This is a genomic window from Sulfitobacter donghicola DSW-25 = KCTC 12864 = JCM 14565, from assembly GCF_000622405.1.
In the GTDB taxonomy this organism is placed as follows: domain Bacteria; phylum Pseudomonadota; class Alphaproteobacteria; order Rhodobacterales; family Rhodobacteraceae; genus Sulfitobacter; species Sulfitobacter donghicola.
In genome coordinates, this window is the sequence record NZ_JASF01000005.1 from 1,264,088 (window position 1) to 1,289,241 (window position 25,154).

Sequence of the window (25,154 nt, forward strand, 5' to 3'; positions counted from 1 at the left end):
CCATCATTACGAGATACACTTACATCATAACGATATAAACTGCACAGCGGAGAAGTCATGACCCAAGCAGATACAAAAGCGGCCGAAGACATGGTCGAACAGATCGAAGCCTTGGGCGAAAAGCTGGGCGAGGCGCGCAAATCCATTACCGCGCGGTTCGTCGGGCAAGAGCGGGTTGTCGAGCTAACGCTGACAGCATTGCTATGCGGTGGCCATGGGTTGCTGGTGGGTTTACCGGGACTAGGAAAAACCAGACTGGTTGAAACCCTTAGCACTGTCATGGGGATGGACGGCAAACGGGTTCAGTTTACGCCCGATTTGATGCCAGCAGATATTCTTGGTTCCGAAGTATTGGAAAGCGATGCAGATGGCAGCCGCCGTTTTCGTTTTATCGAAGGCCCGATTTTCTGCCAGCTCTTGATGGCAGATGAGATCAACCGCGCCTCACCGCGCACGCAATCCGCTCTTTTGCAGGCGATGCAGGAAAAGACTGTGACAGTCGCGGGGCAGAACCGCTCACTCGGGTCGCCCTTTCATGTTCTGGCAACCCAAAACCCGATTGAGCAAGAGGGGACCTACCCCCTCCCAGAGGCGCAGCTGGACCGTTTTCTCGTCCAAATCGATATCAACTATCCAGACCGTGAAACCGAACGGGATATCCTGATCGCCACCACTGGTGAAGAAGAAGCCCAAGCCGTTGAGGTCTTCACAGGAGAGCAGCTGTTAGACGCCCAGCGCCTTTTGCGCCGGATGCCGGTTGGTGACTCTGTTGTTGAATTGATCCTCGATCTTGTGCGCGCCTTCCGCCCCGAAGAAGAAGGCGTCAGTGATCGTGTGAAGGAAACTGTTGCTTGGGGCCCTGGCCCACGTGCTGCTCAGGCATTGATGCTGGCTGTTCGCGCGCGTGCATTGCTTCAGGGGCGCCTTGCCCCTTCCGCGGAGGATGTCATTGATATGGCCCATCCTGTTTTGATCCACCGCATGGCGCTTAACTTTGCTGCGCGGGCGCGTGGCGATAGCCTGACCGCTTTGATCGAGGATACTGCACTGGATCTGACTTCTACAAAGGCCGCCGTCGCGTGAATACCCCCCCTACCCTGCGGGCCGCTTCCGAAGCCGAAGCTGCCGCCTTTCCTGCCCTATTGGCGCGGGCTGAACATCTGGCTGGGGCTGTCCTGCTGGGTGCGCATGGCCGTCGTCGTGCGGGTGCGGGTGATGATTTCTGGCAGTATAGGCCCGCCCAAGCAGGCGATAGCCGACGTGCGATCGACCATCGACGCTCGGCCATGGGTGACACAGAGTTTGTTCGCGAACGCGAATGGCAAATTGCCCAATCGGTCATGATGTGGGTGGATCAAGGCGCATCCATGCGCTTCGCTTCTTCGGATGCCCTTCCTCGGAAGGTAGACCGCGCGCGCCTCCTCGCTCTTGCTGTTGCGATCATGTTAAACCATGGCGGAGAGCGGGTTGGCCTTACCGGCACCCAGCTTCCTCCGCGCGCAGGGCGACAGCAGATCCTTTCGCTGGCCGAACTGCTTTGCAAAGACGATGATGCTGAATATGCCCCACCAGAGCATCGCGCGATGATCCCTCATGCGCGCGCGGTTTTCATCTCGGATTTTATGGGCGATATCGACGATGTGCGCACTGCCTTAACCAAAGCCGCAGACAGGGGTGTGCGCGGTGTGCTTTACCATGTACTGGACCCCTCAGAGGAAGCATTCCCATTCACGGGCCGCACCATATTTGAAAGCATGGGCGGAACGATTAGCCATGAAACCCTAAAGGCTAACGATCTAAAGGACCGCTATTTGGAACGGCTGACCGAACGCAAAGCCGAGCTGCAATCCCTATGTGCGCTGACCGGTTGGCAATATGGATTGCACCACACCGACAGCACAGCACAGACCGCGCTGCTGTGGCTTTTTGGTGCCCTTGATGCAAAGGCGGTGGCGGCATGATGGTTCTCGGCGGAATAGGCTTTACCGCGCCTTGGTTATTGCTCAGCTTGGCTGCGTTACCCATTTTATGGCTACTGTTGCGCGCCGTCCCCCCCGCGCCGATCAAACGTCGCTTTCCCGGTGTGGCGCTGCTGCTAGGCCTCAAGGATGACGAAACCGTCTCCGACCGGACACCTTGGTGGTTGCTGTTGCTGCGCATGATCGCTTTGGCCGCGATCATCATCGGCTTGGCAGGCCCTGTTTTGAATCCAGAAGAAGAGCAAGCCGACGGGAATGGGCCCATTTTATTCGTGCTTGATGGGTCATGGGCCGGTGCAACGCGCTGGCCGCAACAGCTCGAAGCGATCGAGGCCCAGCTCACCCGCGCCAGCCGTTTGGAACGCACTGTCGGGTTTCTGACTTTGACCAATCCCAAGCCCCCCGTTTTCCAGTCTGCTGATGCGTGGCGCAGCAGGCTGGCCGGACTATCGCCAGAACCATGGCAACCCAGTTTGGCAATGCTTGATGAGGCAATGACCGCCCTGAATGGCGTTGGAGATTTCGATACCCTCTGGTTCAGCGATACTTTGGCCTATGAAGGGCACGAGACGCTATTAAACCTGCTTCAAGAGCGTGGAACGGTCGAGGCCTATCAAACTGCAATCAATGTTTTAGCCCTACGCCCCGCGCGGTACGAAGATGGCGCGGTGCAGCTGTCTGCGCTGCGTGCTGCGAGTGGGCCTACCCGTGATATTACCCTTCAGGCCATTGGTCGCGATCCTGCTGGAAACGGTAGAATTCTGGCTTCGACAACTACCACGTTTGAGCAAGGCGAAACGCAAGCAGACATCGCATTGGTCCTGCCGTCAGAGCTGCGCGCGCGCATCACCCGATTTGATATCGCAGGCCAGCGTTCAGCTGGTGCTAGCGCGCTAAGCGACGATGGGTTGCGCCGCCGCGAGGTTGCCGTAATTTCGGACCGTGAAAACCGCGAAAGGTTAGAACTGCTTTCGCCCCACCATTATATCGAGCAGGCTTTGGCCCCTACTGCAGACCTGATTATTGGCGCGATGGTCGACGCCCTACCAGCAAATCCTGACGTTATCATTCTGGCTGATGTTGCGGCCCTGCCTTCAACGGATGCCGAACCTTTGATGGAATGGGTGGAAAACGGCGGCATGTTGGTTCGATTTGCGGGACCTCGCGTTGCCGCCAGTGACGTATCGCGCATAGACGAAGACCCGCTCATGCCTGTTCGCCTACGTGCCGGTGGTCGCAGTGTAGGGGGCGCCATGAGCTGGGGAGAGCCCAAGGCGCTGTCTCCCTTTTCCAAAGGCTCTCCTTTCTTTGGCCTCTCTGTGCCGGATGATGTGACCGTCACCGCACAGGTCGTCGCCCAACCTGATCCGACATTGTCAGAGCGCGTTATCGCGTCCCTTAGCGATGGCACCCCGCTGGTGACCCGTAAAAACGTCGGACAAGGGCAGATCATTTTGTTCCACGTCACGGCAACGCCCGAATGGTCGACACTGCCATTGTCTGGCCTTTTCGTCGAAATGTTAGAGCGCCTCGCGGTCTCTTCCTCAGCCGCCAGCGCGACCTCGACCGCATTGGAGGGCACAACATGGGTTCCACGGCGGGTCTTGAACGGGTTTGGCGCACTGTCAGATGCTGGCGTTTTACCGGGAATTGATGGTCCTGCATTGGTCGAACAACCTACCGGCCCCGATTTACGCCCCGGGCTTTATTCTTCGGGGGATCGGGTTTTAGCCCGTAATGTGCTAAGCACCGACAGCGTGATTTCCCGCACAAGCTGGCCTGCAAACATAACTGTTCGAGGCCTAACGGTGGCACCAGAACAACCCATAGCAGGCTGGCTTCTTAGCTTGGCGATTTTGCTACTTTTGGCAGATGTGGTCGTCTCCCTTTCATTGTCGGGTCGATTGCTCAGCCGCAGCAATGCTACAGCGGCTGTGTTAGGGGGATTGCTAGTGCTTTCAACCCCTCTCGACGCACAGGTTGAGCAAGAGGATTTTGCCCTTGCCGCGACCTCTGAACTGGTTCTGGGGCATATCATTACGGGTGACAACACGGTTGATGAAATCGCTCTGGCTGGTCTGCGAGGTCTAAGCGACACCCTGTTTTTCCGCACTTCTGTCGAACCTGCGAACCCGCTCAGCGTCAACCTAGAGACCGACGAGCTGGCGTTCTTTCCACTGCTTTATTGGCCGATCACCCCCAACCAAGCCACCCCTTCTCGCGAGGCTTATGCCAAGCTAAACGCCTATCTACGGACCGGCGGCATGATCCTGTTTGACACCCGAGATTCCAATACATCCCGTTTTGGCGCGTCGAGCCCGAATGGCCGCAAGTTGCAAGAGCTTGCAGCACCGCTAGACATTCCCGCGTTGGAACAACTTCCCAGCGATCATGTCATCACCCGTACCTTTTACCTTTTGCAGGATTTTCCAGGACGTCATGCTGGACGAGATGTATGGGTCGAAGCCGCTGATCCAAACGCCGAGCAAATCGAAGGCATGCCCTTTCGTGATCTTAATGACGGTGTAACACCCGTTGTGATCGGCGGGAATGACTGGGCCGCAGCGTGGGCAGTCAATTCTACAGGCGGCCCGATGGTTCCCGTTGGGCGTGGCTATAGCGGAGAGCGCCAGCGCGAGATCGCCTATCGGTTTGGCGTGAATTTGGTGATGCATGTGCTTACCGGTAACTACAAATCAGATCAGGTGCATGTTCCTGCGCTGCTAGACAGGTTGGGCCAATGACGTCGACAATTGTATTTGACCCAATGATCCCTTGGCCTCTTTTGGTGATGGTCGCCGTCATTGCGGCAATTAGTGCGCTTGTGGCCGCTGCGCGGGGACTGCGCGGAGCGGGCCTAAGGGGCCTTGCAGCCGTTGTGGTTCTTGCCGCACTTTCCGGACCATCCTTTCAGCAAGAAGACCGCGCAGCCCTTAGCGATATTGTCTTATTACTAGAGGACGAAAGCGCCAGCCAACGCCTTGCGGATCGGGAAGCCCAATCCACCACCGCTGCGGATCGCATTGCAGCCCAGATCCTTGCCCGCCCCAACACTGATCTTCGGCGTATTGCTATTCCAGACGGACAGGGCGATGCGGGAACTGAGATGATGACCGCCCTTTCCGAAGCTTTGGCCGAAGAACCACGTGCAAGGGTTGCTGGCATCGTTGCCGTAACGGACGGGCGCGTCCATGATGCCCAATTACCTATCGAGCTCCCCGCCCCGCTTCATGTTCTGCTGAGCGGGAAGGAAACGGATTGGGACCGTCGGCTAAGTGTTCTTGGCGCGCCCGCATTTGCGATCATCGGTGAGCCTGTTGTTTTAACCCTGCGTATTGATGATCTTGGCAATGCACCTGCGGGAGAAGCTTTCGCCGATCTGGACATCTCAATTGATGGCGAAGACCCGCAGCGGTTTCAGGTGCCGATTGGTGAAGATTTGGAATTGCCAGTGACCCTGCCCCATGGCGGGCGCAATGTTTTGCGCTTTTCGCTGCCCGAAGCGGAAGGCGAGCTAACAGATCGCAACAATGCTGCCGTGATCCAAATGAACGGCGTTCGGGATCGTTTGCGCGTGCTGCTGGTCAGCGGGCAACCCCACGCTGGGGGGCGCATCTGGCGCAACCTGTTGAAATCCGACAGCTCGGTCGACCTTGTTCATTTCACCATCCTGCGACCGCCAGAAAAGCAAGACGGCGTACCCGTTTCGGAACTCTCTCTGATCGCCTTTCCGACACGTGAACTGTTCATGGAAAAAATCGACGACTTTGATCTCATCATCTTTGATCGTTACAAACGTCGCGGCATTCTCCCTTCGCTTTACCTAGACAATATCGCAAACTATGTGCGCAAAGGTGGCGCTGTTCTGGTCTCGGCTGGCCCTGATTTTGCCAGTGCCGATAGCCTTTATCGCTCGCCTCTTGGGTCCATATTGCCAGCCAACCCAACGGCACGTGTTCTGGATGAACCCTATTTGCCCGTGGTGTCTGACCTTGGTGACCGCCATCCAGTGACTTCGGGCTTGCCCAATGAGGGTGAATGGGGCCGCTGGCTGCGCCAGATCGAGCTCAACCCAACATCGGGCAACGTTGTTATGACAGGCATCGATGATCGTCCCCTTTTGGTTCTGGACCGCGTTGAAGAAGGCCGTGTCGCCATGTTGGGCTCTGATCATGCGTGGCTGTGGAACAGAGGCTACGAAGGCGGCGGCCCACAGCTAGAGCTTTTGCGCCGCCTTGCCCATTGGATGATGGGCGAACCCGAACTCGAAGAAGAGGCCCTTACTGCAACCGCAGACGGCCAGACCATGCGTATTGAAAGACGTAGTTTGAGCGAAGAGGTCCCACCCCTAACGATCACTGGCCCTGATGGGGAGACAACCGAACTGACGTTGGAACCCACCGCTCCGGGACGTTTCACGGCAACCTTTACAGGTCCGGAAATTGGCCTTTACCGTCTAGAGAATGGTGACCAGCTGAGCGTCATTGGCCTAGGGCCAGCAGCGCCACGCGAATTTGTCGAGACAATCGCAGACGGTGCCGCGCTTGAGCCAGCGGTTAGCGCTTTGAGGGGGGGCATCACCCGTTTGGAAGACGGTCTTCCGCGCATTCGAAACGTGCGTGCAGGGCGTCCGGCTGCGGGCCGCGGTTGGATCGGCTTTACCCCGCGCAACGCCTATGAAACCAAAGACGTCCGCCAAACCCCGATCCTGCCTGCTTGGCTGGTCCTGCTGCTGAGTGCTGGTTTGATAACTGCCGCATGGCTACGGGAAGGGCGCCGCTAGCCGATGATCATTCGGGATCTCATAGCTGACGATTTTCCCGATGCGCTGAGGCTATATCAGGTTTTAACCCGCGATCCGGTTCCTGTCACAACGGACCCTGCGGCGTTTCATGCGGTTCTGGACCATGCTGGCACAACCATCGTAGGTGCCCAGATCGAGGATAGGATCGTCGCAATGATCACCCTTCACATATTGCCGAATATGACCTCGGGCGGACGCGCTTATGCGCTTGTTGAAAATGTGATTTGCGATCCTGAACATCAGGGAAAAGGCATCGGCAAAGCGGTGTTGCAGGCTGGATTGGACAAAGCCAAAGCTAAAGGATGTTACAAAGCGATGTTACTGACGGGCGAAGCCAGAGGCGCGCGTGGTTTCTACGAAAGCCTTGGGTTTTCCGGCCACGAAAAACACGGGATGATCTTGCGCTTTTAAAGAAGGAACTGCGCCCAAAACGGCAGCGCCAAAAGCGTCACAACAACCTGCCATGTCATTATGTTTGCATACAGCTCTGCGTCCCCGCCCATTTGTTTGGCGACAATATAGCCATTTGCGGCAGCAGGTACTGAAAAGACCAAAGCACCAGCGAACATCTGATCGGTCGGCAATTCTAGCATCCTACCGAAAATGACAAACATGCTGGAAGCCAAAACTGGCCGCATGAGCACACCCAAAACAACCTGCCATCTTATTCGCGTCAAACGGCGCAAACTGATCCCCGCACCGACAGCCAACAGACCAACACCCAAGGCGCCACGACCGACCATATCTAATGTCTGGGCGATCGGTTCGGGCAAGGACAGCCCGCTCAAATTCAGCGTCAAACCAATTGCACAGGCTTGGACCAGAGGATTGCGGATAAGCGTATTGAAAATTCGCGAAAAACTAGCCTTGGAAGGGCCAAAGGACGCAATGACTACAATGCAGGTGACATTGACCATCGGCACCAAGACAGCAATGGCGATAGCCAAAATCGCAATTCCATCCGGCAAAAATTGCTCGGCAGCGGCGAGGGCAACAAAAGCGTTCCAGCGAATGCCGCCCTGAAACAAGGATGTGAATTGAGCATTACTTAGCGTTTCACAGGGGATCAACCGCAGCGCCAACGCAAAAACAGCCACCACAATCAAGGTCCCAACCAAAGCAGCGCCAAAGCCGCCAAAACGATCTAGCGATAGATCCGACCGAGAGATTGCTAAAATGAGGGTTGCAGGGATCAACCCCCTAAAAGAAAGCGTTTCAATCGCCCCCCAATTGTTTCGCGGTATGATATCGGATTTGGCCAAGGCGTAACCTGAGCCAATGATCAGCAAAAGCGGCAATATGGAGAGGGCAAATGACATGCCTGAGCAGTGTCACCCGCACCCGAATTAGTCCAGCCGTATTTCAACGCTTGCGCTGCGCCCTTTTGCATCGATGACTGAAATCTCGTTAAACCCCGCGACATCCAGTGACAGAACCGCATTGCGTTCACGCAACTGGGTCAGAACAGGTGCGCCGTTAACCAGAACGGTTAATGGCAGAACGCCCTCACGTAGCTTTAAGGGCACGCCGTATCCGCTGCGCCGCAATGTGGCTCCGTCAGGTGGAAAGGTCACCACGGGGCTATGGCGTTCCTTTGCAAAAACAGCATCACGTGGCTGAAATATCCGCAACGGTTCTGGTAGGCTGGCAGTGCCCAGAATGATCGTGTCACTTGGAGGAAGGGGTAACGCCTCTCGTGTGTGGCCAATGCGCCCTAGGGCTTCGAACAGGATCGGCGCCGCAAGATCGCCCCCAAATGCACCAGGTACCGGGGTGCCATCAGGCCGACCCAACCAGACCCCCACAACATGCCGCCCGTCATACCCAATGGCCCAAGCATCTCGGTGGCCATAAGAAGTCCCCGTTTTATAGGCCACCTGCCCTGCTGCCGCTGCTGTACCGCGGGGTGGAAGGATATCAGCCAAGATGTCGGTAACCTGCCACGCTGCAACATCCGAGATGATTTGACGTGGTGGCGATGGGGGTGCTGCAAGGGGCTGTTCATGCAAGGTTTGCGCTCTGCCCCCTTGTGCAATGCCTGCATATAGTTGAACCAAATCGCGAAGAGTCATACCCGCTCCGCCCAAGGCAACGGCCAAACCCGCCTGACCGCTGGGCAGCTTTGCGTCAACACCCGCGCGGCGCAGGCCAGCCATCAACCGCGCGACACCCATCTCATGCGTAAGCAAAACCGGAGGAATATTCAGCGATAGCCCCAGCGCATCGCGAACGGTCAACATGCCCCGAAATTCGCCATCAAAATTCTGCGGCGCGTAGGTTCCAAATGAAACAGGCGCGTCATTGATTAATGTATCGGGGTGCACCAGCCCTTCGTCAAAGGCGAGCCCGTAAATCAGGGGCTTCAGCGTTGATCCAGGTGAGCGGATAGCCGAGGTCATATCCACAAACCCAAGCGCACCACCAGCGGCTGAATAGGCCGGAGACCCAACATGGGCAAGGATTTCTCCGGTTGTGTGATCGGCGATCAGGATCGCGGTTGAAACACCTTTGGGTTGCTGGGCCACAGCCCGCAGAGCCAGCGCCTGAATTTGCCGTTGCAGATTTGCATCAATCGTCGTGTCATGGCGCAATGCCGTTGGGGCCTTGGAGCGGAGCATTGCCGCAAGATGCGGCGCATCTTGGGGAATGGACCGCATCTTGCGCGGGATATCGGGCTGCCGATCAGTGGCTCCCATATCCAATCGTTTCATCACCCGTTCACGCGCTGCGAATGCTGCAACTGGGTGGCGATCCGGTCTGCGGGCTTCTGGTGCTTGGGGCAGTGCAATCAACAATGCCGCTTCCGGTTCTGTCAGGCGATAAGGCTCTTTCTCAAACCAAGCCCAACTTGCCGCGCGTATCCCTTCAACCGCTCCCCCATAAGGTGCATGGTGAAGGTAAAGGGACAGGATGTCTTCTTTGCTCAGCCGCCGCTCCAACGCCCAAGCAACCCGCATTTGCCGCAACTTGCCTGTCACCGACCCTGTTCCAGAGTTTTCCAGCAAACGCGCAACCTGCATCGTTAGCGTAGATCCGCCCGACACCACCTGCCCATGCCAAGCGGCCTGAGCCGCTGCCCGCATCATAGCAACGAAATCAACACCAGTATGGCTATAGAACCGATGGTCTTCGTATCGGATCAGCTGAGCAACAAAATCAGGATCAACTTGCTCTAACTGGACAGCCAACCGCATCCGCCCCTCTTCAACGGGAAAGGCACGCAACATTGCACCATCCCTTGCACGCACTTCCACTGCAACCTCGGACAGAACAGGGGGGAGCTTGGTCTGGGCAACCCAGTCATCCAGCCGATCACGCCCATGGGCGGCCAGCCCCATCACCAAGGCCAAGGTGATAAATGTCGTGCCAATAGATTTCATGGCGTGACGATCAACCGATCCGATGCGGTATGTGCGCGATACTCAGGGCGATACATATCAGACACCAAAGCTGCCGGATGGTGGTATTCACCCGGTGTTACGGCCCGCACGACATAAGCCAGTTGAAAGGCATCTGAGCTTTCGTGATCCACAGCCGCAAGAAACCGATCCGCGCGGAATTCAACGTTTTGTGTTTCCTTCACCTTGATCCATTTCAACGCCGTGATCGACGCGCTGTTCAACAGGTTGGGGTTGTCGATCTCAAACCCTCCCGGCAGCGGATCGTCTATCATCAAACGCGCTCCGATTTCCTCAAATGGCGTTACCTCTAAAACCGCGACCAAACGGGTGCCGCTGGCCACGGGCCCTGTAATCTCCTCCCCTTCCATGGAAAAGTATTTACGGGTGAGCGCATAGCCATACCCGCCAGCCACAGGAGGCGTTTGCGGCACCCCGTAAGTGGTTAGGGTGATGTCTGTGGCCTCGGCCCCAGTGTTTCGAATTTGGGAAACGGATGGCACATCACCGCTAAGTTGACGCACAACCGGCCCTGTTGCTGCTACGCCATCTACCTCAAGGGTATTGTTTGGCGCGGCCTCTAATGCGTGCGCCGCCAGTACAACCTGAGCCGCCTCTTGCGTGGATAGATTTCGCCTGAAAGACATTGATTCTGCCAGCCCGTCTAAATCAATCGCCTGACTTTGGGACAACGTTGCCAGCTCCAGAACAGCCGCGCGATCCCGCAGGGCGCTTCCAAAATCATTCCGCCATTGGGTCGAGTTGATTTTCTTTAACAACAGGGCAGCCGACCGCGCGAACATTCTATCTGCGCGGGTTGGCTCTCCGTATGCTGCTAGGGCCGCCCCTAACTGTGCCGCCGCCATCGGGGTAGAAAATGCTGCCGCTTTGGTATCGGCGTAATAGCGCAGATCCCCCATTTGCGCAGCCCCTGCCCGCGCAAGCACAAGCAACGCATAAGCAATGTCTTCGCCGCCGCTATCGAAATCAGGTGCGAAATTGATCCGGTTGCGAAGGTTGTCCAAAGCCGCAGACAAAGCCCGTTGCGGCACGTGATGCCCCTGCGACTGCGCTCTCCATAAAAAGTCGGTCACATAGGCGTCGAGCCAGAAGTTACCACTCCCCGCGCGCCAAAGGCCAAAGGCTCCGTTTGATGCCTGCCGAGCCAAAACACGCGAAATGCCTGCTTGGATTTTTGCGTCTATCTCGGATGGCGTGCCCAATCCTGAATTCTCTGCCAGCCCGCTCAGATACAAAAGCGGCACGGTCGCAGAGGTTACCTGCTCGGTGCAGCCATAGGGATACCGATTCAACTGTTGCAACAATCCAGGAACGTCGAACCGCGCCAGAGGGCCTGCTGTTAATGTCGCTGAGGCCGTCGATTTGTGCAGACCTGCAAACGCTTCGGCATCAAAGGTAAATGTCTGCCCCGCCTCCAGCGCAAATCGCCGCGTGGTGGCGACCTCGGGATCATTGAGGCGCACTGGCAGGATCAGTGTTTTCTTCAGTTCCTGTCCATCAGGTGTTGTCAGTTTGACCGAAATGTTATGATCGCCCACTTCGAGAGCCCGCAGATCAAGCGGCAACCGCAGGCTGCCCCCCTCCGTCAGGTTCACCTCACCCGAAACCGTGCGAACATCCACTCCAGCATCCGCTGTTATGTCCAGCGCCATCACCCCTGCTGCGCCGCCGGTATGAACCAGTTCCAGCAACAAGCGGCTGCTGTCCTGTGGTGCCATCAATCGAGGGAGGCTAGCCGTCATGACAACAGGATCGCGCGCGACGACATCGCTGGTTGCATTGCCGACGGCTGTTTCGCTCCACGCGACAGCCATCAAACGGATTGTGCCGTTAAAGGCAGGTCTTTCGACCTTGATCACAGTGCGGCCATTCGCATCCAATTTCACAGGACCGCTAAAAAAGGCCATCAGGTCTTCGGTGGGGGGAGGCGATTGCAGCTGCGCGGCCGTACTTGCGTCACCACCCGAACGGGTTGCCCCCATCCGACCGCTCAAGCCGTCAATCAGCCGCCCATAGACATCGCGCATCCCTACGCCCAACCGTCGCTGCCCAAAGTAATGCTGTGAAGGGTCGGGCGCTTCAAAACCCGTCAAATTCAAAATGCCCACATCAACAGCGGCCAAAGTGACATAGCCCGCCTCTGCACCTTTCAGACCCGAAACCTGAACTGGCACTTCCAAAATACCCGCCTGCCCGTCGACTTCCTGAGCGGCGTTCAGAGTAACCGTGAGCTGTTTGCCCGCTGGTAAGATCTGAGCATGGGCCAAGCCCAGACTACGCGCGGGATTGAGGCCAGCGTTTTCATCCATCGGCCTGACTACCGAAGCCGTCACATAGGCACTGCTGCCCCATTCTTCAGTGATGTTCAGCGGGATCACCGTCTCACCTGCGTCTACAGCGAGGTTCATCTGTTCGATCACGCGGTTGGACAGTACCGAGATGTTCGCGACCCCAGCTTCGGGCGCCACGATACGTAGCTTTGCCGTATCACCCGTCAAATAGCTTTCCCGGTCCAAGGACACGGCCAGAAAATCCGGAGTGCTGGACGTATCGCCACCCCCATACCAGCCAGAAGCCACAGAAACCGACGTTGCTGCATATGGGGCGTTTTGGTTTTCGACAACCAGCTCGTATTGCCCCCACTCGGTCGGTAAAGACAGCAAGGTTGGCTGAGGGGTTAAGGTGCTTTCTCCAGTATCAATACGGATACGGCGGGTGATGGGTTCCCACGCCCAATTGCCACCATTCTGATACCATTGATAACGGGTTTCGATACGGTTGAAGGTCCAGCGCACGGCCATTTCGCCTTGGGTGGTTATGAGGTCAAATTGCGCCTCTTCGCCTTCGGCTAGCACGTCATCAAACGCGGGTTTGATCCCGATCATCGGCCCTTGGGGGGCCAATCCACGTGTTTCTCGGCGCTCAACAGGGCGCCCCGACCCTTCGGAAATGCGCGCAACCACCGAAAGCTGCAAAGGCTGGGTTGGTAGCTCGTCAACTTTTGGCATTTTGAGTGTAGTGCGCGCTATGCCATCGGTGTCGGTTCGGGTGTTGTCTAAATAAGCTGTGCGCGTATTGAACCGCTGGTCATGACGGCCAAACAGATACCCTTGAAAGGCGTCCAAACGTCTTGTCGTGCTCAGACGCGCTTCGCCTTCAACAGGCATATCTGCTGCTGGCGCCCCAAACAGATACCGCGCCTCAATTTCCATAGTGGGCGCATCGCCCAGTTTTAGCGGGGTATCAGGCAGGCCCAAATCAAACTCGACCCGATCAGGCAAGAAATCCTCGACCAGAATAGTCTGAGAAGACAGAGGCGCCGCGTTGGTATCTGCAAAAACATCCAACCGCCACGCCCCTCGGGGGGCTTGGCCTGATAGCGGCAGTGCAAAAACATGGCCGCCTGATACAGCATTTGCACTCAGCGCACGGCTGTATTCTGCGCCATCGGGGCGTTTCAGCACTGCAACTAACGGCAGACCGTTCACTGCCTTGCCACCTTCATCACGGGTCAACACCGTTGCGTGGATTGTTTCACCAACGCGGTACGCGCCGCGATCGGTGGTGAGGAACGTGTCGATTGGCGGAGCGGGTGGGCGTCCCTCTACACCACGATCTGAAAGATCGAATTCCGGGTCAAGAAGCGACAGAAACGCGAAATCCCCATCGCTGCCTTCAGCCATCAAAAGCGCCGGAGCAGATGAGCCGTTCCCTCGGGTTAGCCCTGCTTCAAAATGCGCACGGCCGTTGGAATCCGTTGCCACCTTTCCCAGAACCTCATTCGAGCGAGAAATCAGGCTAAGCGTAACATCTGCCCGAACCGCAGCATCCTTTAACCCCAAAACATTCACGTGCAATCCATCCACGCCAGACAGGGTGCTTAGCCCCAAATCGGTAAGGACAAACCATTGCGTCGCAGCAGGGGTGTCATAGGGGTCAGCACCCTTCACTTTTGCCGTCAGCGCGTAAATCCCAGCTGGCTGCCCCTTTAGCGCCTCGGCCATGGGCAGTCGCGTTGTGACGTTCTGGTTCAGCTTATTGTCTACGTCACCGACGCCAACCCAGATATTCTGAGCGATAGAGGACGCAAACTGATCCTCTTTGTATTTGCTAAGCGGCTTGCCGAAATAGCTATCCTGAATCGCGCGCAACAGGTTGCGATCACTTACGCGGCGCAACAAAAGCTCGACACGATCCAAATTGACGGTTTCGATTGGCAACGCCGCCAAAGAGCTGCGCGGCAAAACATAAGAACGCCCAGTGAAACGCACCGAGGGCTCTCGATCACGAACATAAAGAGAGATCGGCACGTCCTTGTGCAGCACCTCTCCACTGGCAGCAGGCAATCCTGACCGGAAGGTCGCCGTATATTGGCTGCCGTGTTGTACACCTTCGATACATAGGTCGCGATTACCGGCCTCTACGATCAATGTCGGGTCTTGGAGGCGGACAAATGGCGTGTAATCCGTACCCGCCTGTACCAGATTTTCCGAAAACTCCGCACAGATACGAGGCCGCGCGCTGTTGTTGTCCACGCGCGTATCTACGATCCGAAACCCGTATTTCCCAATCGCAACATCCAAGGCCGCTTGTAGCTCTTGGCGGGGTTCAATTTCTTGGGCTAAGCGCAAGGGTGCGATCATATCCCGTCCGCGCCTGTTTGCCTCCAATGCCCGCGCCAAAAGGTCTAGCGCCGTCACCTGTTCGTATTCGTTTGAGGCCCGAAGATAGGCGTTTATCGCTGCTGGGATTGCATCCTGTTTTAACCGTCGCGCCAAATCGCGGGGCATCTCGCCGCGAGGTCTAAGCCCCAGCCATGCCAATTGCGCCCACAGATCGCCGCGGTCAGACATCGCAACCGCCTGACTGGCCCAACGAGATGCAGAAGCCATATTCCCGCGAGACAAAGTAGCGCTCAAGGCTGCTGTCACATCCTCTAATAGGAAATCTCCTGTCGGGAAACGCTCCGCATTTATCAGAACCAGCCGATTTGCCGCAGTGAAGTCTTCTGGCCGCAGAAACTCGATCTCCGCTTTTGCGCGCGCTGCAGTCTCTTGGATTGATTGAGGTGTCCGTATCTTCTTTGCCGAAATAGCCCCTTCAAAAATCTCCGTTTCTGAAACCTCGGATTTGGGAAAGCATGCCTTTGATCGTGTGTTGAACGTGAAAGCCACGCAAGATGGCTGTGCATCACATGCTTTGACACATGCCGCGCGATTGGTATCAAAAAGAGGCCCCAGATCCGCACCGTAAAAATCGACATCTTGCGAATAAAGATATCGGTGATCAGGAAGCACATTTTGAGCCATTGCTGGGGGTGAAAAAATAGTTCCCAACAAAAAAACGCCGACCAATAGCTGCAAAATGCGCATGACAGAATCCCTTATGTAAATGCATTCAGCGTGACACGCTGACCAGCGTCAAAGCAAGGGGAAGCGCCTTAAGTACATTTTTACGGTCTTTGGTCCAAATAAAGGTCACCTATGCGGACAATGAGGAATCGATGAGCCTACACAACAAACTCACCGAAGAGCGGCGCGCCCGTTTGGCAGCTGAGCGTTTGCTTGAGCTGAAGAAGGCTGAGTTGTTTGCAGCTAATCGAAAGCTGGGTCTAAATACCCAGCAATTAAGCGAAGAAATCGTTGATACCCGCGCTTTGGTTGAAAGCATGGGGGAAGAAAACCGCAAGGTAAAATCCGATCTACATGCCGCCCACGAAAAGATTGCCGTGGTTGAACGGCGGCTGTGGCATTCAATCGAAACGATCGAAGACGGATTTGCCTTTTTTGACGTCGACAACCAACTGATTATGGCCAATCAGGCCTATTTGGCGGTTTTTGAAGGGTTGGAAGTGATCCAACCAGGTGTGAATTTCATCACTATTTTACAAGCACTCACCGATGAAGGGATCGTTGATTTAGGTGGGGTAGAGCCGACAGAATGGCGCCAACGCATGTTGCAGCGGTTTCAACAAAAAAACCCAGAACCCGAAGTGATCCAACTTTGGAATGGGGCCTATATAAAGATGATCGACCAAAGAGGCCCCAGCGGGGATATGGTTTCCTTAGGTCTGAACATCACCGCTACCGTTAAATATGAACGCGAATTGGACGCGGCCCGTGAGCTTGCTGAATCTGCAAGCCGTGCAAAATCTGCATTTCTGGCGAATATGAGTCACGAAATCCGAACCCCGATGAATGGCGTGGTCGGGATGGCCGAATTACTAAGCGAGACCTCCCTGACAGAGGAACAGCAGCTTTATGTTCAAACGGTTAAGAACTCTGGCGAAGCCCTGTTGGTGATCATTAACGACGTTCTGGATTATTCAAAGATCGAAGCAGACCGTCTTTCACTGCACACTGCCCCCTTTGATCTGGAAGCGGCCTGCCAAGAAGTGATCATGCTGTCAAAACCCATGGCACGAGACAAAAAAATCGAGCTTCTTTTGGATTTCGATCTATTCCTGCCCAATCTTCTTGAGGGTGATGCTGGCCGCATTCGGCAGGTTCTCACCAATTTGGTTGGAAACGCTGTCAAATTTACATCCAAAGGCCATGTTGTCGTCCATGTGACGGGAACGCCTCAGCCTGAAAATGGAACCGTTTCCGTCACCGTATCTGTGGAAGATACTGGCATCGGTGTTCCCGAACATATGAGGGATCACATTTTTGGTGAGTTCAATCAGGTGGAAAATGAACGTAACCGAAAATTCGACGGTACGGGCCTTGGATTGGCGATTACGAAACGCCTGGTTGAAATGATGGACGGCGAGGTTTGGTTTACCTCCAAAGAAGAAGCCGGATCCTGTTTTTGCTTTCGGATTGAATTGAATGTTGGGGAAGGTGCCGAAACCATCGACCCTTGCCTGCCTGAAAACTTGCGCAAAGTCTTGGTTGTTGACGCTCATCCGGCCAGCCGCGCGTTGTCGGAAAGCCAGCTTGCCCGTCTCAATGTACAAACCATTGGTGTCTCATCCACTGCTGACGCGATCGACGCTTTGGACGACCAGATCGATATTGTCATCACTGACCATCAACCGCCGCAAGTTGATGCGCTGTCTCTGTCGTCAAAGTTGGACGCGATGAATTTCGAAAAGCCATTGTTGTTGATTAGCGAAAATACTGCCCAATTGAACAAATCACCTGATGCGACCAAATTCGCAAAGATGTTGCAACAACCTCTTTCGTGTCGCACATGGATTTCCACACTCAGCGACATACTGCCAAAAGATAGCCCCGCACAAATCTCTGATAAATCACCGCGTGCTGAGACCCGTCAAATGCGCATTTTGGCAGCCGAAGATAATAAAACGAACCGGTTGGTGTTCAGCAAAATGGTTAAATCCCTGAATATCGATCTCAAGTTCGCAGAAAACGGGATTGAAGCGGTTGAACTATACCAAAGCTTTAAACCTGATTTAGTGTTTATGGACATTTCAATGCCGAAAATGGATGGCAAGGAAGCCACCCAAGCCATCCGGAAAATCGAGACCAAAACAGGAAAACACATCCCAGTGGTCGCCATGACAGCCCATGCGCTTCGCGATGACGATACCTCGATTTTGAAAGCGGGTTTGGACCACTATCTAACCAAACCGTTGCGCAAGGCCGCTATCCAAGAGCATATTGAACTTGCTCAACCGAAAGGAACTTTGCCGCTGCTCCTAGACGACCCTGCTCAGGTGGTTGGGTAGGGCCTGAGGAACACAGGTGCATCTGGTTTGGATAGCTCGGGCGCGTAAGAATACCCGCCAGTGTCAAATTCCAAAATTCCATCGGCTGAATCTATGCGTTTTTGAACGATAAACCGTGCCATGGCGCCGCGTGCGCGTTTCGCAAAAAAGCTGACGATCTTTGGCCCTTTGCCATCGCCCTTGTCCTCCATAAACTGCGGTGTGATCACGCGTAGCTTAAGAGATTTCAGGTCAACGGCCCCAAAATATTCCTGACTAGCACAGTTAATCAAGACATCGCTTTTTGTGGCCTCCCCCTGAAGGTCCAGCGCCTTAGAGAGCTCTGTACCCCAAAATTCATACAGGTTCTTACCCCGCCGCGTTTTCAATCGGCTGCCCATTTCCAAACGATAAGGTTGAATGGAATCAAGGGGCCGCAGAACACCGTAAAGACCGGATAAGATCCGCAAATGGTCCTGAGCATAGGCCATTTCATCCGCATCCAAACTACCCGCTTCGAGCCCCTGATAGGTATCGCCTGCAAAAGCCAACGCCGCGGGGCGGGTCGTTTCAGGTGCGGGGGTTTCCTCAAATGCTTTGAACCGGTCGCGGTTCAATTTGGCCAAATCATCGCTAAGCGACATGAGGGATTTCAAATCACCCAAGGTCAGGTTTCGGGCAGTCTTGGCCAAACTCAGCGCCTCGGCTCCGAAATCAGGTGTTGTTGTTTGCAGATCGCGTTCTGTCCAATCAAGCTTTTTGGCCGGAGAAATCACTACTAGCATATCAGTTCCTCTTTTGGATCGCGCTGCGCATCTAAATTCGCTCTGTCGCTTGTTACTCTGCCGCCTTTAGAACGTCCAGAAATGCCGCGCCGAAACGTTCGGTTCGGCGTTCACCCAAGATACGTTCAATTGCGGCCAAATCCGCATTCCGAAGCTGCGCAACCTTTGCCAAGAGAGAGGCAGAACAGCTTAGCGGCTTTTCTGTCCCCAAGGCACCCCGCGAAAGCCCAGCCTGCGTTTCCATCAGCTGATCGTAAACATCACCGGCCTCTCGCCCTGCGAGTTTGCGTCGTTGCGGGTGCATCATTTCGGCTTCGCCATTGATCACTTCGAGGAACGCCGCGCCGTAGCTATCCAGCTTTTTGGCACCAATGCCGCTGACACCCGCCATTTGGTCTAGGTTTACTGGGCGGGTCTCGGCCATCTCGATCAAGGTGCGATCGGTAAAGATGATATAGGCAGGCACTTTTGCTGCTTCGGCCAGACCACGCCGTTTTGCTTTCAACGCGCTTAGTAATGGCGCGTCTTCCTCGTTGACCATCGCTTTTACGGCGGGGCGGCGGCCAGCGCCTGCCGCTTTGATACTATCGCGTCTCAGCGTGATCTTGGCTTCGTCCCGCAAGATCGGCAATGCGGCGTCCGTCATACGCAACGCGCCGTGGCGGGAAGGGTCTGGGCGGATCAGGTCACGGCCCATCATTTGACGGAAAACCGCCTGCCATTCGGGTTTTGAATATTCCTTGCCAACCCCATATGTCGGCAAGGATTGATGACCCCGTTGTTTGACTTTGTCGGTTTCATTCCCCAACAAAATGTCGATCAAATGCCCAGCGCCAAACCATTCTTCGGTGCGCAACATCGCCGACAGCGCCTTTCGAACGGCGGTCGTGCCATCAAACGTATCAACAGGCGTATCGCATAAATCGCATCGCCCGCAGGTAACATCGGTTTCATCGAAATACCCCAGCAAGGTTTTACGCCGACATTCCAGCGCTTCGGCCAAGCCCAGCAAGGCGTTCAAACGCGCATGATCTGCAGCGCGCCGTTCTGGCGGAGCAAGCCCTTCGTCGATCTGAGTACGACGCAGGCGGATATCTTCGGGGCCAAAGAGGGTCAGAGTTTCGGCAGGTGCGCCATCACGGCCAGCGCGGCCAATTTCCTGATAGTAGGACTCGATGCTTTTGGGCAGGTCCGCATGGGCGACCCAGCGAATATCCGGTTTATCGATCCCCATACCAAAGGCCACGGTCGCGGCAACGATTAGCCCGTCTTCCTGTTGGAAACGCCGCTCGGCGATGCGCCTGTCTTCGGCCTCCATCCCACCGTGGTAATGGATTGCGGTTTGTCCCGCTTCATTCAGCGCACGGGCGATGCCTTCGGTTTTGGCGCGCGTGCCGCAATAGACGATCCCAGATTGGCCACGGCGGGCAGCTGCGAAATTAAGGATCTGATTTCTAGGGCTGTTCTTTGCGCTAAAGGCCAAGTGGATGTTTGGGCGATCAAATCCCCGCAGAAAAGAGCGCGGCGGCGTTCCGTCAAACAGCTTTTGAATAATCTCGGCCTGCGTTTCGGCATCGGCTGTCGCTGTGAAAGCAGCCAGCGGAACGCCCAGCGCGCGCTTTAGCTCTCCGATACGCAGATAGTCGGGGCGAAAATCATGGCCCCATTGGCTTACGCAGTGGGCCTCATCAACGGCGATCAGTTGCACGCCAACCCGTTTGAGCATGCCCATCACAGAGCCCGCCGCCAACCGTTCGGGTGCCATATAAAGTAGCTTTAGCGTACCCGCCTCTAGCCCTTCCCAAACAGCGTCCGTTTCTTCGGGGGTATTGCCAGAGGTCAGCGCCCCTGCGCCAACACCCGCCTCTTGCAGGGCGCGGACCTGATCCCGCATCAACGCGATCAAGGGTGAGATCACCACCGTAACCCCGTCGCGCATCATCGCTGGCAGTTGAAAGCATAAAGACTTGCCGCCACCCGTAGGCATGATGGCTAAAACGTTCTCGCCAACGGTTACCGCCTCGACGATTTCTTCTTGCCCGGGGCGGAACCCGTCAAAGCCGAACACATCTTTTAGCAGCGAAGTAGCGCCGGACATTCATGAGACCTGAAATTTGGAAAAGCAGCCCTCACAGAATCACACATCACTGATGGAGGGGCAAGGGCTTCACGCCTTGCTTTCCTGAGTGATTAGTAAAAAAGGGCCGCGTTGTTTGTAAGTATGATCCGCGCAATCGCGACACCGATCAAAACCGCCAAAGGTGCCAAATCTAGGCCACCCATGTTCGGCAGAACACGACGGATGGGGCCGTAAATCGGCTCTAACAGGCGGTTAATACCATACCAGATCTGCGCCACGATAGGCTGGCGCATGTTCAACACCTGAAAGTTGATCAACCACGACATGACCACATGAGCGATAATAAAAAACCAAAGGATGTTCAGCAGAAGCATCAGAATCATAAATATGGAAGTCACAGCATTTCGCCCTTTTTCAAAACATCTGATTAGCAATTAAGCGCGCTGCCCTAAAAGGACAAGAGTGCCCCGAGGTTCATGGTTGACCTGGGCCCAATAAACGTCATTTAGGGCACTTCGATGGAGTACCCCTAAATGTTTCCAATTGTCCGACTAATCAAAGACGTATTTCTGGCCAGCCGTCAGCCTCCGCTGACGTCTCTGACCGATGTGCATGTGTCCCATCACATCTGTTGGCCCCATGATTTGGATATGTTTCTAGAGCTCAACAATGGGCGTGCGCTGACCCTGTATGATTTGGGACGGATCGCGATGGCCCAACGGGTTGGGCTGGTGGCTGTTTTGCAGCGTGAAAAATGGGCCATGACAATGGCAGGGTCGCATGTGAGATTCCGTCATCGGATCAAAGGGTTTGAACGGTTTGAAGTGCGTAGCCGCGCCGTTTGCTGGGATGATAAATTCACCTACATTGAGCAATCCATGTGGAAAAAGGACGGGCGCTGCGCCAGCCATGCGCTGTACCGCGCGGCAGTTACGGACAAGGATGGCATCGTCAAACCTCCGCGTGTTCTTGACGCGATGAGGATGGAGGCGACATCGCCTCCGATGCCCGACTGGATTAAAAACTGGGCCGAGGCAGAAGCAACGCGCCCGTGGCCGCCCATGCAGGATATCTAAGCCGACCCAGCCCGTAAAAAACCGCCCCAAACAAGCGTTTGCGCGCTAATCATTGCGTTACGGTTTTCTGAAAATTTAAAACCTGTCCTTGCGCCTTTAGATGCAGCCTGTTCTATCATTGCAGAAAATGGGGAGGCGAGGATCTATGGCGGTGGTTTCACAACGCAAGCGAATTTGGGGATGGTATTTTTTCGACTGGGCAAGCCAGCCGTATAATACGCTGATCCTTACATTCATCTTTGGCCCCTATTTCACTGGCACACTTTCCGCCAACCTGATTGCCGACGGCATGGCCGATGAAGCTGCCCGCGCCCAAGCCCAAGCCTATTGGGGCTGGGGGCTTGCTGCGACGGGGATTTTGATTGCCATACTTGCCCCTGTTTTGGGTGCAATTGCTGATAATTCAGGGCGTAAAATGCCGTGGATTTGGCTTTTCTCGGCGATGTATTTCGTGGGGTCAGGCGCTCTTTGGTGGAGCGCTCCACAGGATTTTTCGGTGCTTTGGACGCTCTTCTTTTTTGGAATGGGTCTGATCGGGATGGAATTCGCAACCATCTTTACCAACTCTTATCTGCCCGAGCTAAGCGATGACCCCGCCGAGCTAGGCCGCATTTCCGGTTCTGGCTGGGCCTTTGGCTATGTCGGCGGATTGATCGCTTTGGTGATTATGCTGCTCTTGTTTCAAGCCACGGCAAATGGGACCACGATGATCGGTCTGCAACCTTTATTCGGAATGGACACAGAAACCAAGGCAGACACCCGCATTGTCGGGCCGCTGACCGCTATCTGGTTTGCCGTTTTTATGATTCCCTTCTTTCTTTACACCCGCGATACGCGCACAACCGGCGCAGATCCGCTGGTGATCGGCGACAGCCTGAAATCGCTTTTACGAACCCTCAAAGGGTTACCAAACCACCCGTCACTGTTGGCATATCTCGGGTCGTCCATGTTTTATCGTGACGGGCTAAACGGGTTGTATACTTTTGGCGGCATCTACGCATTTGGTGTTCTGGGATGGACGGTTACCCAAGTCGGAATTTTCGGGATCGTTGCGATTATCTCTGGCGCTGTTTTTTGTTGGATTTCCGGTCGGGTGGATCGGGCCATCGGGCCAATGCCTGTTATCGCTTTCTGCGTTCTTACCTTGGCTTTTGTGTCTCTTTTGATCGTGACAATCACACCGGAATCCATTCTGTTTATTCCGATCGCACAGGGTAGCAATTTGCCCGATGTCACCTTCTTTATCACCGGCGCGATCATTGGTGCCGCTGGTGGCGCATTGCAGGCATCTTCGCGCAACATGATGACGCGACAGGCCAATCCCGATCGCATGACCGAGGCCTTTGGCCTTTATGCGCTATCGGGCAAGGCGACCTCATTTTTGGCCCCTGCACTGATCGCATTTGCTAGCCAAATCACCGGTAGCCAGCGTTTGGGCGTTAGTCCCGTTGTTGGACTGTTTATTATTGGCCTGATCCTGCTATTCTGGGTGAAACCGAAAGGGGATTTCAGAAAATGACTATCAAAAAGTTACTGACCATCGCCGCCTTGGGAGTTCTCGTCGCCAGCTGTGGTGGCGCGCGCGACATTAGTGGCTCAAAGGCACGCAAACCCGATCTTCCGACAATTGGCGAGCTGGCTGGCCCCTTGGCCAATGTTGAGGCCAAAAAGCTATTCGGGACGAAATCCTCAAACTCTCTTCAAAACCCTGCACCTTTTGGTAGCTATGCAAAAGGCTGTTTAGCAGGGGCCGAGCAATTGCCTGAAACGGGCCCAACCTGGCAGGCGATGCGCCTTTCCCGTGGGCGCAATTGGGGTCACCCCGAATTGATCGATATGGTCAAAAAGTTAAGCCAGTTTGCAGCGCAACAACCTGGCTGGAATGGGTTGTACGTTGGTGATCTAAGTCAGCCGCGCGGTGGACCGATGCTGACCGGTCACCGCAGTCACCAGATCGGACTGGACGCTGATATCTGGATGCTGCCTCCGACCTCGCTTAGCCTGACGCGCAAACAGCGCGAGAATATTTCGTCGATTTCAACGCGCCGCGCAAAGGGTGCCTATGTGAACGATGCGTGGACGCGCTCGCACCACCAAATCATCAAAGCCGCTGCAAAAGACCCCCGTACCGAACGGATTTTTGTCTTTCCCGGTGCCAAGGTGCAAATGTGCGCCGATGAAAAAGGGGATCGCGGGTATCTGCGTAAAATCCGCCCTTGGTATGGCCACCACTATCATTTTCACATCCGCCTAGCCTGCCCCAAAGGCGCAACAGGATGCCGTAACCAAAACCCGCCACCAGCTGGTGATGGCTGTGATGATGCACGTCAATGGCAGGCTAACATCCTGAACCCGCCAAAGGCAAAACCGCAACCAAAACCCGCCAAGCCTGCCACACCTAGAAAAGCACGGCGTGAACTGGTTCTGGCGGATTTGCCAGCACAGTGCAAAGCCGTACTTGATTCTCAGTGATCCGGCTTGCCCTTATCCTCATCTGCCTGTGCTCTAGCGTACAGGCAGGCCCTTCGCTAAAATCAAATGGCGCGTTCCGCTGGGAACTAGATGCGCCATGGTTTGGCGGGTGGTCTGGTATAGAAATGTCAGGCGATGGTCAGCAAATGACAGTCATCAGCGACCGTGGCCAATTGGTACGGGCGGTGGTGAACCGATCTGGAGGCCGTATCACTGGCGTTGCGGTTCAGGATTCCAAACGATTAGGCCGCGCATCGGGCGGGCGTTTACGCAAAAAGGCTAGCGATGCAGAAGGGCTTGCTATTGGCCAAAACGGGCAGGCCTATGTCTCCTTTGAGCACCGCCACAGGATCATGCAGACCAATACCCAAACAGGGCGAACAAGTGGCAAGATCGGCCTGCCGTTTGAGAACACGCTGGGCGACAATGCGGGTGTGGAAGCTTTGGCAATTGATGCCAGTGGGACTTTGTTTGCTATTGCTGAACAGCCTTTAGCAGGGGATGCGCCGTTTCCCTTGTATGCTTTCCAAGGCGGTAAATGGCGGGTAAGCGCCCGCATTCCCAAACGGGGTCCGTTTGTCCCCGTTGGTGCGGACTTTGACCGGTTTAACCGCCTTTGGGTTCTGGAACGCGCAACAACACCTTTAGGGTTTCGCAGCCGCATCCGTCGCTTTGTCATCGATCCAAGCGCCCCTCAGGAACACACGATGCTCACCACGATCCCAGCGCGTTACGATAATCTGGAAGGCCTCAGCGTTTGGAGCGATCAACGAGGCCAAATGCATGTCACCATGATATCCGATGACAACTTTATGCGGATATTGCGGACGCAGATCGTGGAATACATCGTAAAAGAATAACCTTGCG

Annotated in this window: 16 protein-coding genes; 10 read left to right on the top strand and 6 right to left on the bottom strand. The window is 55.3% G+C overall.

The window, feature by feature from the left end; genetic code table 11:
- Nucleotides 1–57: 57 nt before the first annotated feature.
- From Z948_RS0107050 to Z948_RS0107070, 5 genes are read left to right on the top strand one after another with little or no spacing between them, the layout of a single operon-like run.
- Nucleotides 58–1,083, top strand: a complete 1,026-nt coding sequence (locus tag Z948_RS0107050) for an AAA family ATPase (protein WP_025058861.1) — start codon at nucleotides 58–60, stop codon at nucleotides 1,081–1,083.
- The gene (locus tag Z948_RS0107055) at nucleotides 1,080–1,961 is read left to right on the top strand and encodes a DUF58 domain-containing protein (RefSeq protein WP_025058862.1); all 882 of its coding nucleotides are present in this window, start codon (nucleotides 1,080–1,082) and stop codon (nucleotides 1,959–1,961) included. The genes Z948_RS0107050 and Z948_RS0107055 overlap by 4 nt, the downstream gene beginning before the upstream one ends.
- On the top strand, nucleotides 1,958–4,723 hold the full coding sequence (locus tag Z948_RS0107060) for a DUF4159 domain-containing protein (RefSeq protein ID WP_025058863.1): 2,766 nt from the start codon (nucleotides 1,958–1,960) through the stop codon (nucleotides 4,721–4,723). The genes Z948_RS0107055 and Z948_RS0107060 overlap by 4 nt, the downstream gene beginning before the upstream one ends.
- Nucleotides 4,720–6,762, top strand: coding sequence for a membrane protein (locus Z948_RS0107065; RefSeq protein WP_025058864.1), 2,043 nt, complete (start codon nucleotides 4,720–4,722; stop codon nucleotides 6,760–6,762). The genes Z948_RS0107060 and Z948_RS0107065 overlap by 4 nt, the downstream gene beginning before the upstream one ends.
- Nucleotides 6,763–6,765: 3 nt before the next feature.
- Entirely contained in the window at nucleotides 6,766–7,194 is a 429-nt protein-coding gene (locus tag Z948_RS0107070; protein WP_025058865.1) for a GNAT family N-acetyltransferase, read from the top strand.
- Here the strand turns inward: Z948_RS0107070 and Z948_RS0107075 are convergent.
- From Z948_RS0107075 to Z948_RS0107085, 3 genes are read right to left on the bottom strand one after another with little or no spacing between them, the layout of a single operon-like run.
- Nucleotides 7,191–8,102 carry an AEC family transporter gene (locus Z948_RS0107075; protein ID WP_025058866.1) on the bottom strand — a complete coding sequence of 304 codons (912 nt, stop codon included), beginning with the start codon at nucleotides 8,100–8,102 and terminating at the stop codon, nucleotides 7,191–7,193. The two genes, Z948_RS0107070 and Z948_RS0107075, sit on opposite strands and share 4 nt — an antisense overlap.
- A 27-nt stretch (nucleotides 8,103–8,129) precedes the next feature.
- On the bottom strand, nucleotides 8,130–10,163 hold the full coding sequence (pbpC, locus tag Z948_RS0107080) for a penicillin-binding protein 1C (RefSeq protein WP_025058867.1): 2,034 nt from the start codon (nucleotides 10,161–10,163) through the stop codon (nucleotides 8,130–8,132).
- Nucleotides 10,160–15,574, bottom strand: coding sequence for an alpha-2-macroglobulin family protein (locus Z948_RS0107085; RefSeq protein ID WP_025058868.1), 5,415 nt, complete (start codon nucleotides 15,572–15,574; stop codon nucleotides 10,160–10,162). Before Z948_RS0107085 ends, pbpC begins: the two co-directional genes overlap by 4 nt.
- A 131-nt stretch (nucleotides 15,575–15,705) precedes the next feature.
- Between Z948_RS0107085 and Z948_RS0107090 the strand changes: the two genes are divergently transcribed.
- On the top strand, nucleotides 15,706–17,895 hold the full coding sequence (locus Z948_RS0107090) for a response regulator (RefSeq protein WP_025058869.1): 2,190 nt from the start codon (nucleotides 15,706–15,708) through the stop codon (nucleotides 17,893–17,895).
- Here the strand turns inward: Z948_RS0107090 and yaaA are convergent.
- From yaaA to Z948_RS0107105, 3 genes are all read right to left on the bottom strand, one after another.
- Nucleotides 17,880–18,659, bottom strand: a complete 780-nt coding sequence (gene yaaA, locus Z948_RS0107095) for a peroxide stress protein YaaA (RefSeq protein WP_025058870.1) — start codon at nucleotides 18,657–18,659, stop codon at nucleotides 17,880–17,882. The two genes, Z948_RS0107090 and yaaA, sit on opposite strands and share 16 nt — an antisense overlap.
- A gap of 52 nt (nucleotides 18,660–18,711) precedes the next feature.
- Nucleotides 18,712–20,757 carry a DNA helicase RecQ gene (gene recQ, locus Z948_RS0107100; RefSeq protein ID WP_025058871.1) on the bottom strand — a complete coding sequence of 682 codons (2,046 nt, stop codon included), beginning with the start codon at nucleotides 20,755–20,757 and terminating at the stop codon, nucleotides 18,712–18,714.
- A gap of 92 nt (nucleotides 20,758–20,849) precedes the next feature.
- On the bottom strand, nucleotides 20,850–21,137 hold the full coding sequence (locus Z948_RS0107105) for a YggT family protein (RefSeq protein WP_025058872.1): 288 nt from the start codon (nucleotides 21,135–21,137) through the stop codon (nucleotides 20,850–20,852).
- A 135-nt stretch (nucleotides 21,138–21,272) separates the two neighbouring features.
- Here Z948_RS0107105 and Z948_RS0107110 point away from each other — a divergent pair, with 135 nt between their 5' ends.
- The 4 genes from Z948_RS0107110 to Z948_RS0107125 all read left to right on the top strand — a co-directional run bounded on the left by Z948_RS0107110 (nucleotide 21,273) and on the right by Z948_RS0107125 (nucleotide 25,147).
- Nucleotides 21,273–21,815, top strand: a complete 543-nt coding sequence (locus tag Z948_RS0107110; RefSeq protein WP_025058873.1) for an acyl-CoA thioesterase — start codon at nucleotides 21,273–21,275, stop codon at nucleotides 21,813–21,815.
- A 145-nt stretch (nucleotides 21,816–21,960) separates the two neighbouring features.
- Nucleotides 21,961–23,334 (top strand): MFS transporter, encoded by a 1,374-nt coding sequence (locus tag Z948_RS0107115; RefSeq protein ID WP_025058874.1) that lies wholly within the window; start codon nucleotides 21,961–21,963, stop codon nucleotides 23,332–23,334.
- Entirely contained in the window at nucleotides 23,331–24,287 is a 957-nt protein-coding gene (gene mepA, locus Z948_RS0107120; RefSeq protein ID WP_025058875.1) for a penicillin-insensitive murein endopeptidase, read from the top strand. The genes Z948_RS0107115 and mepA overlap by 4 nt, the downstream gene beginning before the upstream one ends.
- Entirely contained in the window at nucleotides 24,284–25,147 is an 864-nt protein-coding gene (locus Z948_RS0107125) for an esterase-like activity of phytase family protein (RefSeq protein ID WP_025058876.1), read from the top strand. The genes mepA and Z948_RS0107125 overlap by 4 nt, the downstream gene beginning before the upstream one ends.
- Nucleotides 25,148–25,154 lie beyond the last annotated feature (7 nt).

Excerpts from the sequence above, each read along its gene's own strand:
- Z948_RS0107050 (WP_025058861.1), top strand. The coding sequence starts at position 58 with ATGACCCAAGCAGATACAAAAGCGGCCGAAGACATGGTCGAACAGATC.
- Z948_RS0107060 (WP_025058863.1), top strand. The coding sequence starts at position 1,958 with ATGATGGTTCTCGGCGGAATAGGCTTTACCGCGCCTTGGTTATTGCTC.
- Z948_RS0107065 (WP_025058864.1), top strand. The coding sequence starts at position 4,720 with ATGACGTCGACAATTGTATTTGACCCAATGATCCCTTGGCCTCTTTTG.
- Z948_RS0107070 (WP_025058865.1), top strand. The coding sequence starts at position 6,766 with ATGATCATTCGGGATCTCATAGCTGACGATTTTCCCGATGCGCTGAGG.
- Z948_RS0107075 (WP_025058866.1), bottom strand. The coding sequence starts at position 8,102 with ATGTCATTTGCCCTCTCCATATTGCCGCTTTTGCTGATCATTGGCTCA.
- pbpC (WP_025058867.1), bottom strand. The coding sequence starts at position 10,163 with ATGAAATCTATTGGCACGACATTTATCACCTTGGCCTTGGTGATGGGG.
- Z948_RS0107085 (WP_025058868.1), bottom strand. The coding sequence starts at position 15,574 with ATGCGCATTTTGCAGCTATTGGTCGGCGTTTTTTTGTTGGGAACTATT.
- Z948_RS0107090 (WP_025058869.1), top strand. The coding sequence starts at position 15,706 with ATGAGCCTACACAACAAACTCACCGAAGAGCGGCGCGCCCGTTTGGCA.
- yaaA (WP_025058870.1), bottom strand. The coding sequence starts at position 18,659 with ATGCTAGTAGTGATTTCTCCGGCCAAAAAGCTTGATTGGACAGAACGC.
- recQ (WP_025058871.1), bottom strand. The coding sequence starts at position 20,757 with ATGTCCGGCGCTACTTCGCTGCTAAAAGATGTGTTCGGCTTTGACGGG.
- Z948_RS0107110 (WP_025058873.1), top strand. The coding sequence starts at position 21,273 with ATGTTTCCAATTGTCCGACTAATCAAAGACGTATTTCTGGCCAGCCGT.
- Z948_RS0107115 (WP_025058874.1), top strand. The coding sequence starts at position 21,961 with ATGGCGGTGGTTTCACAACGCAAGCGAATTTGGGGATGGTATTTTTTC.
- mepA (WP_025058875.1), top strand. The coding sequence starts at position 23,331 with ATGACTATCAAAAAGTTACTGACCATCGCCGCCTTGGGAGTTCTCGTC.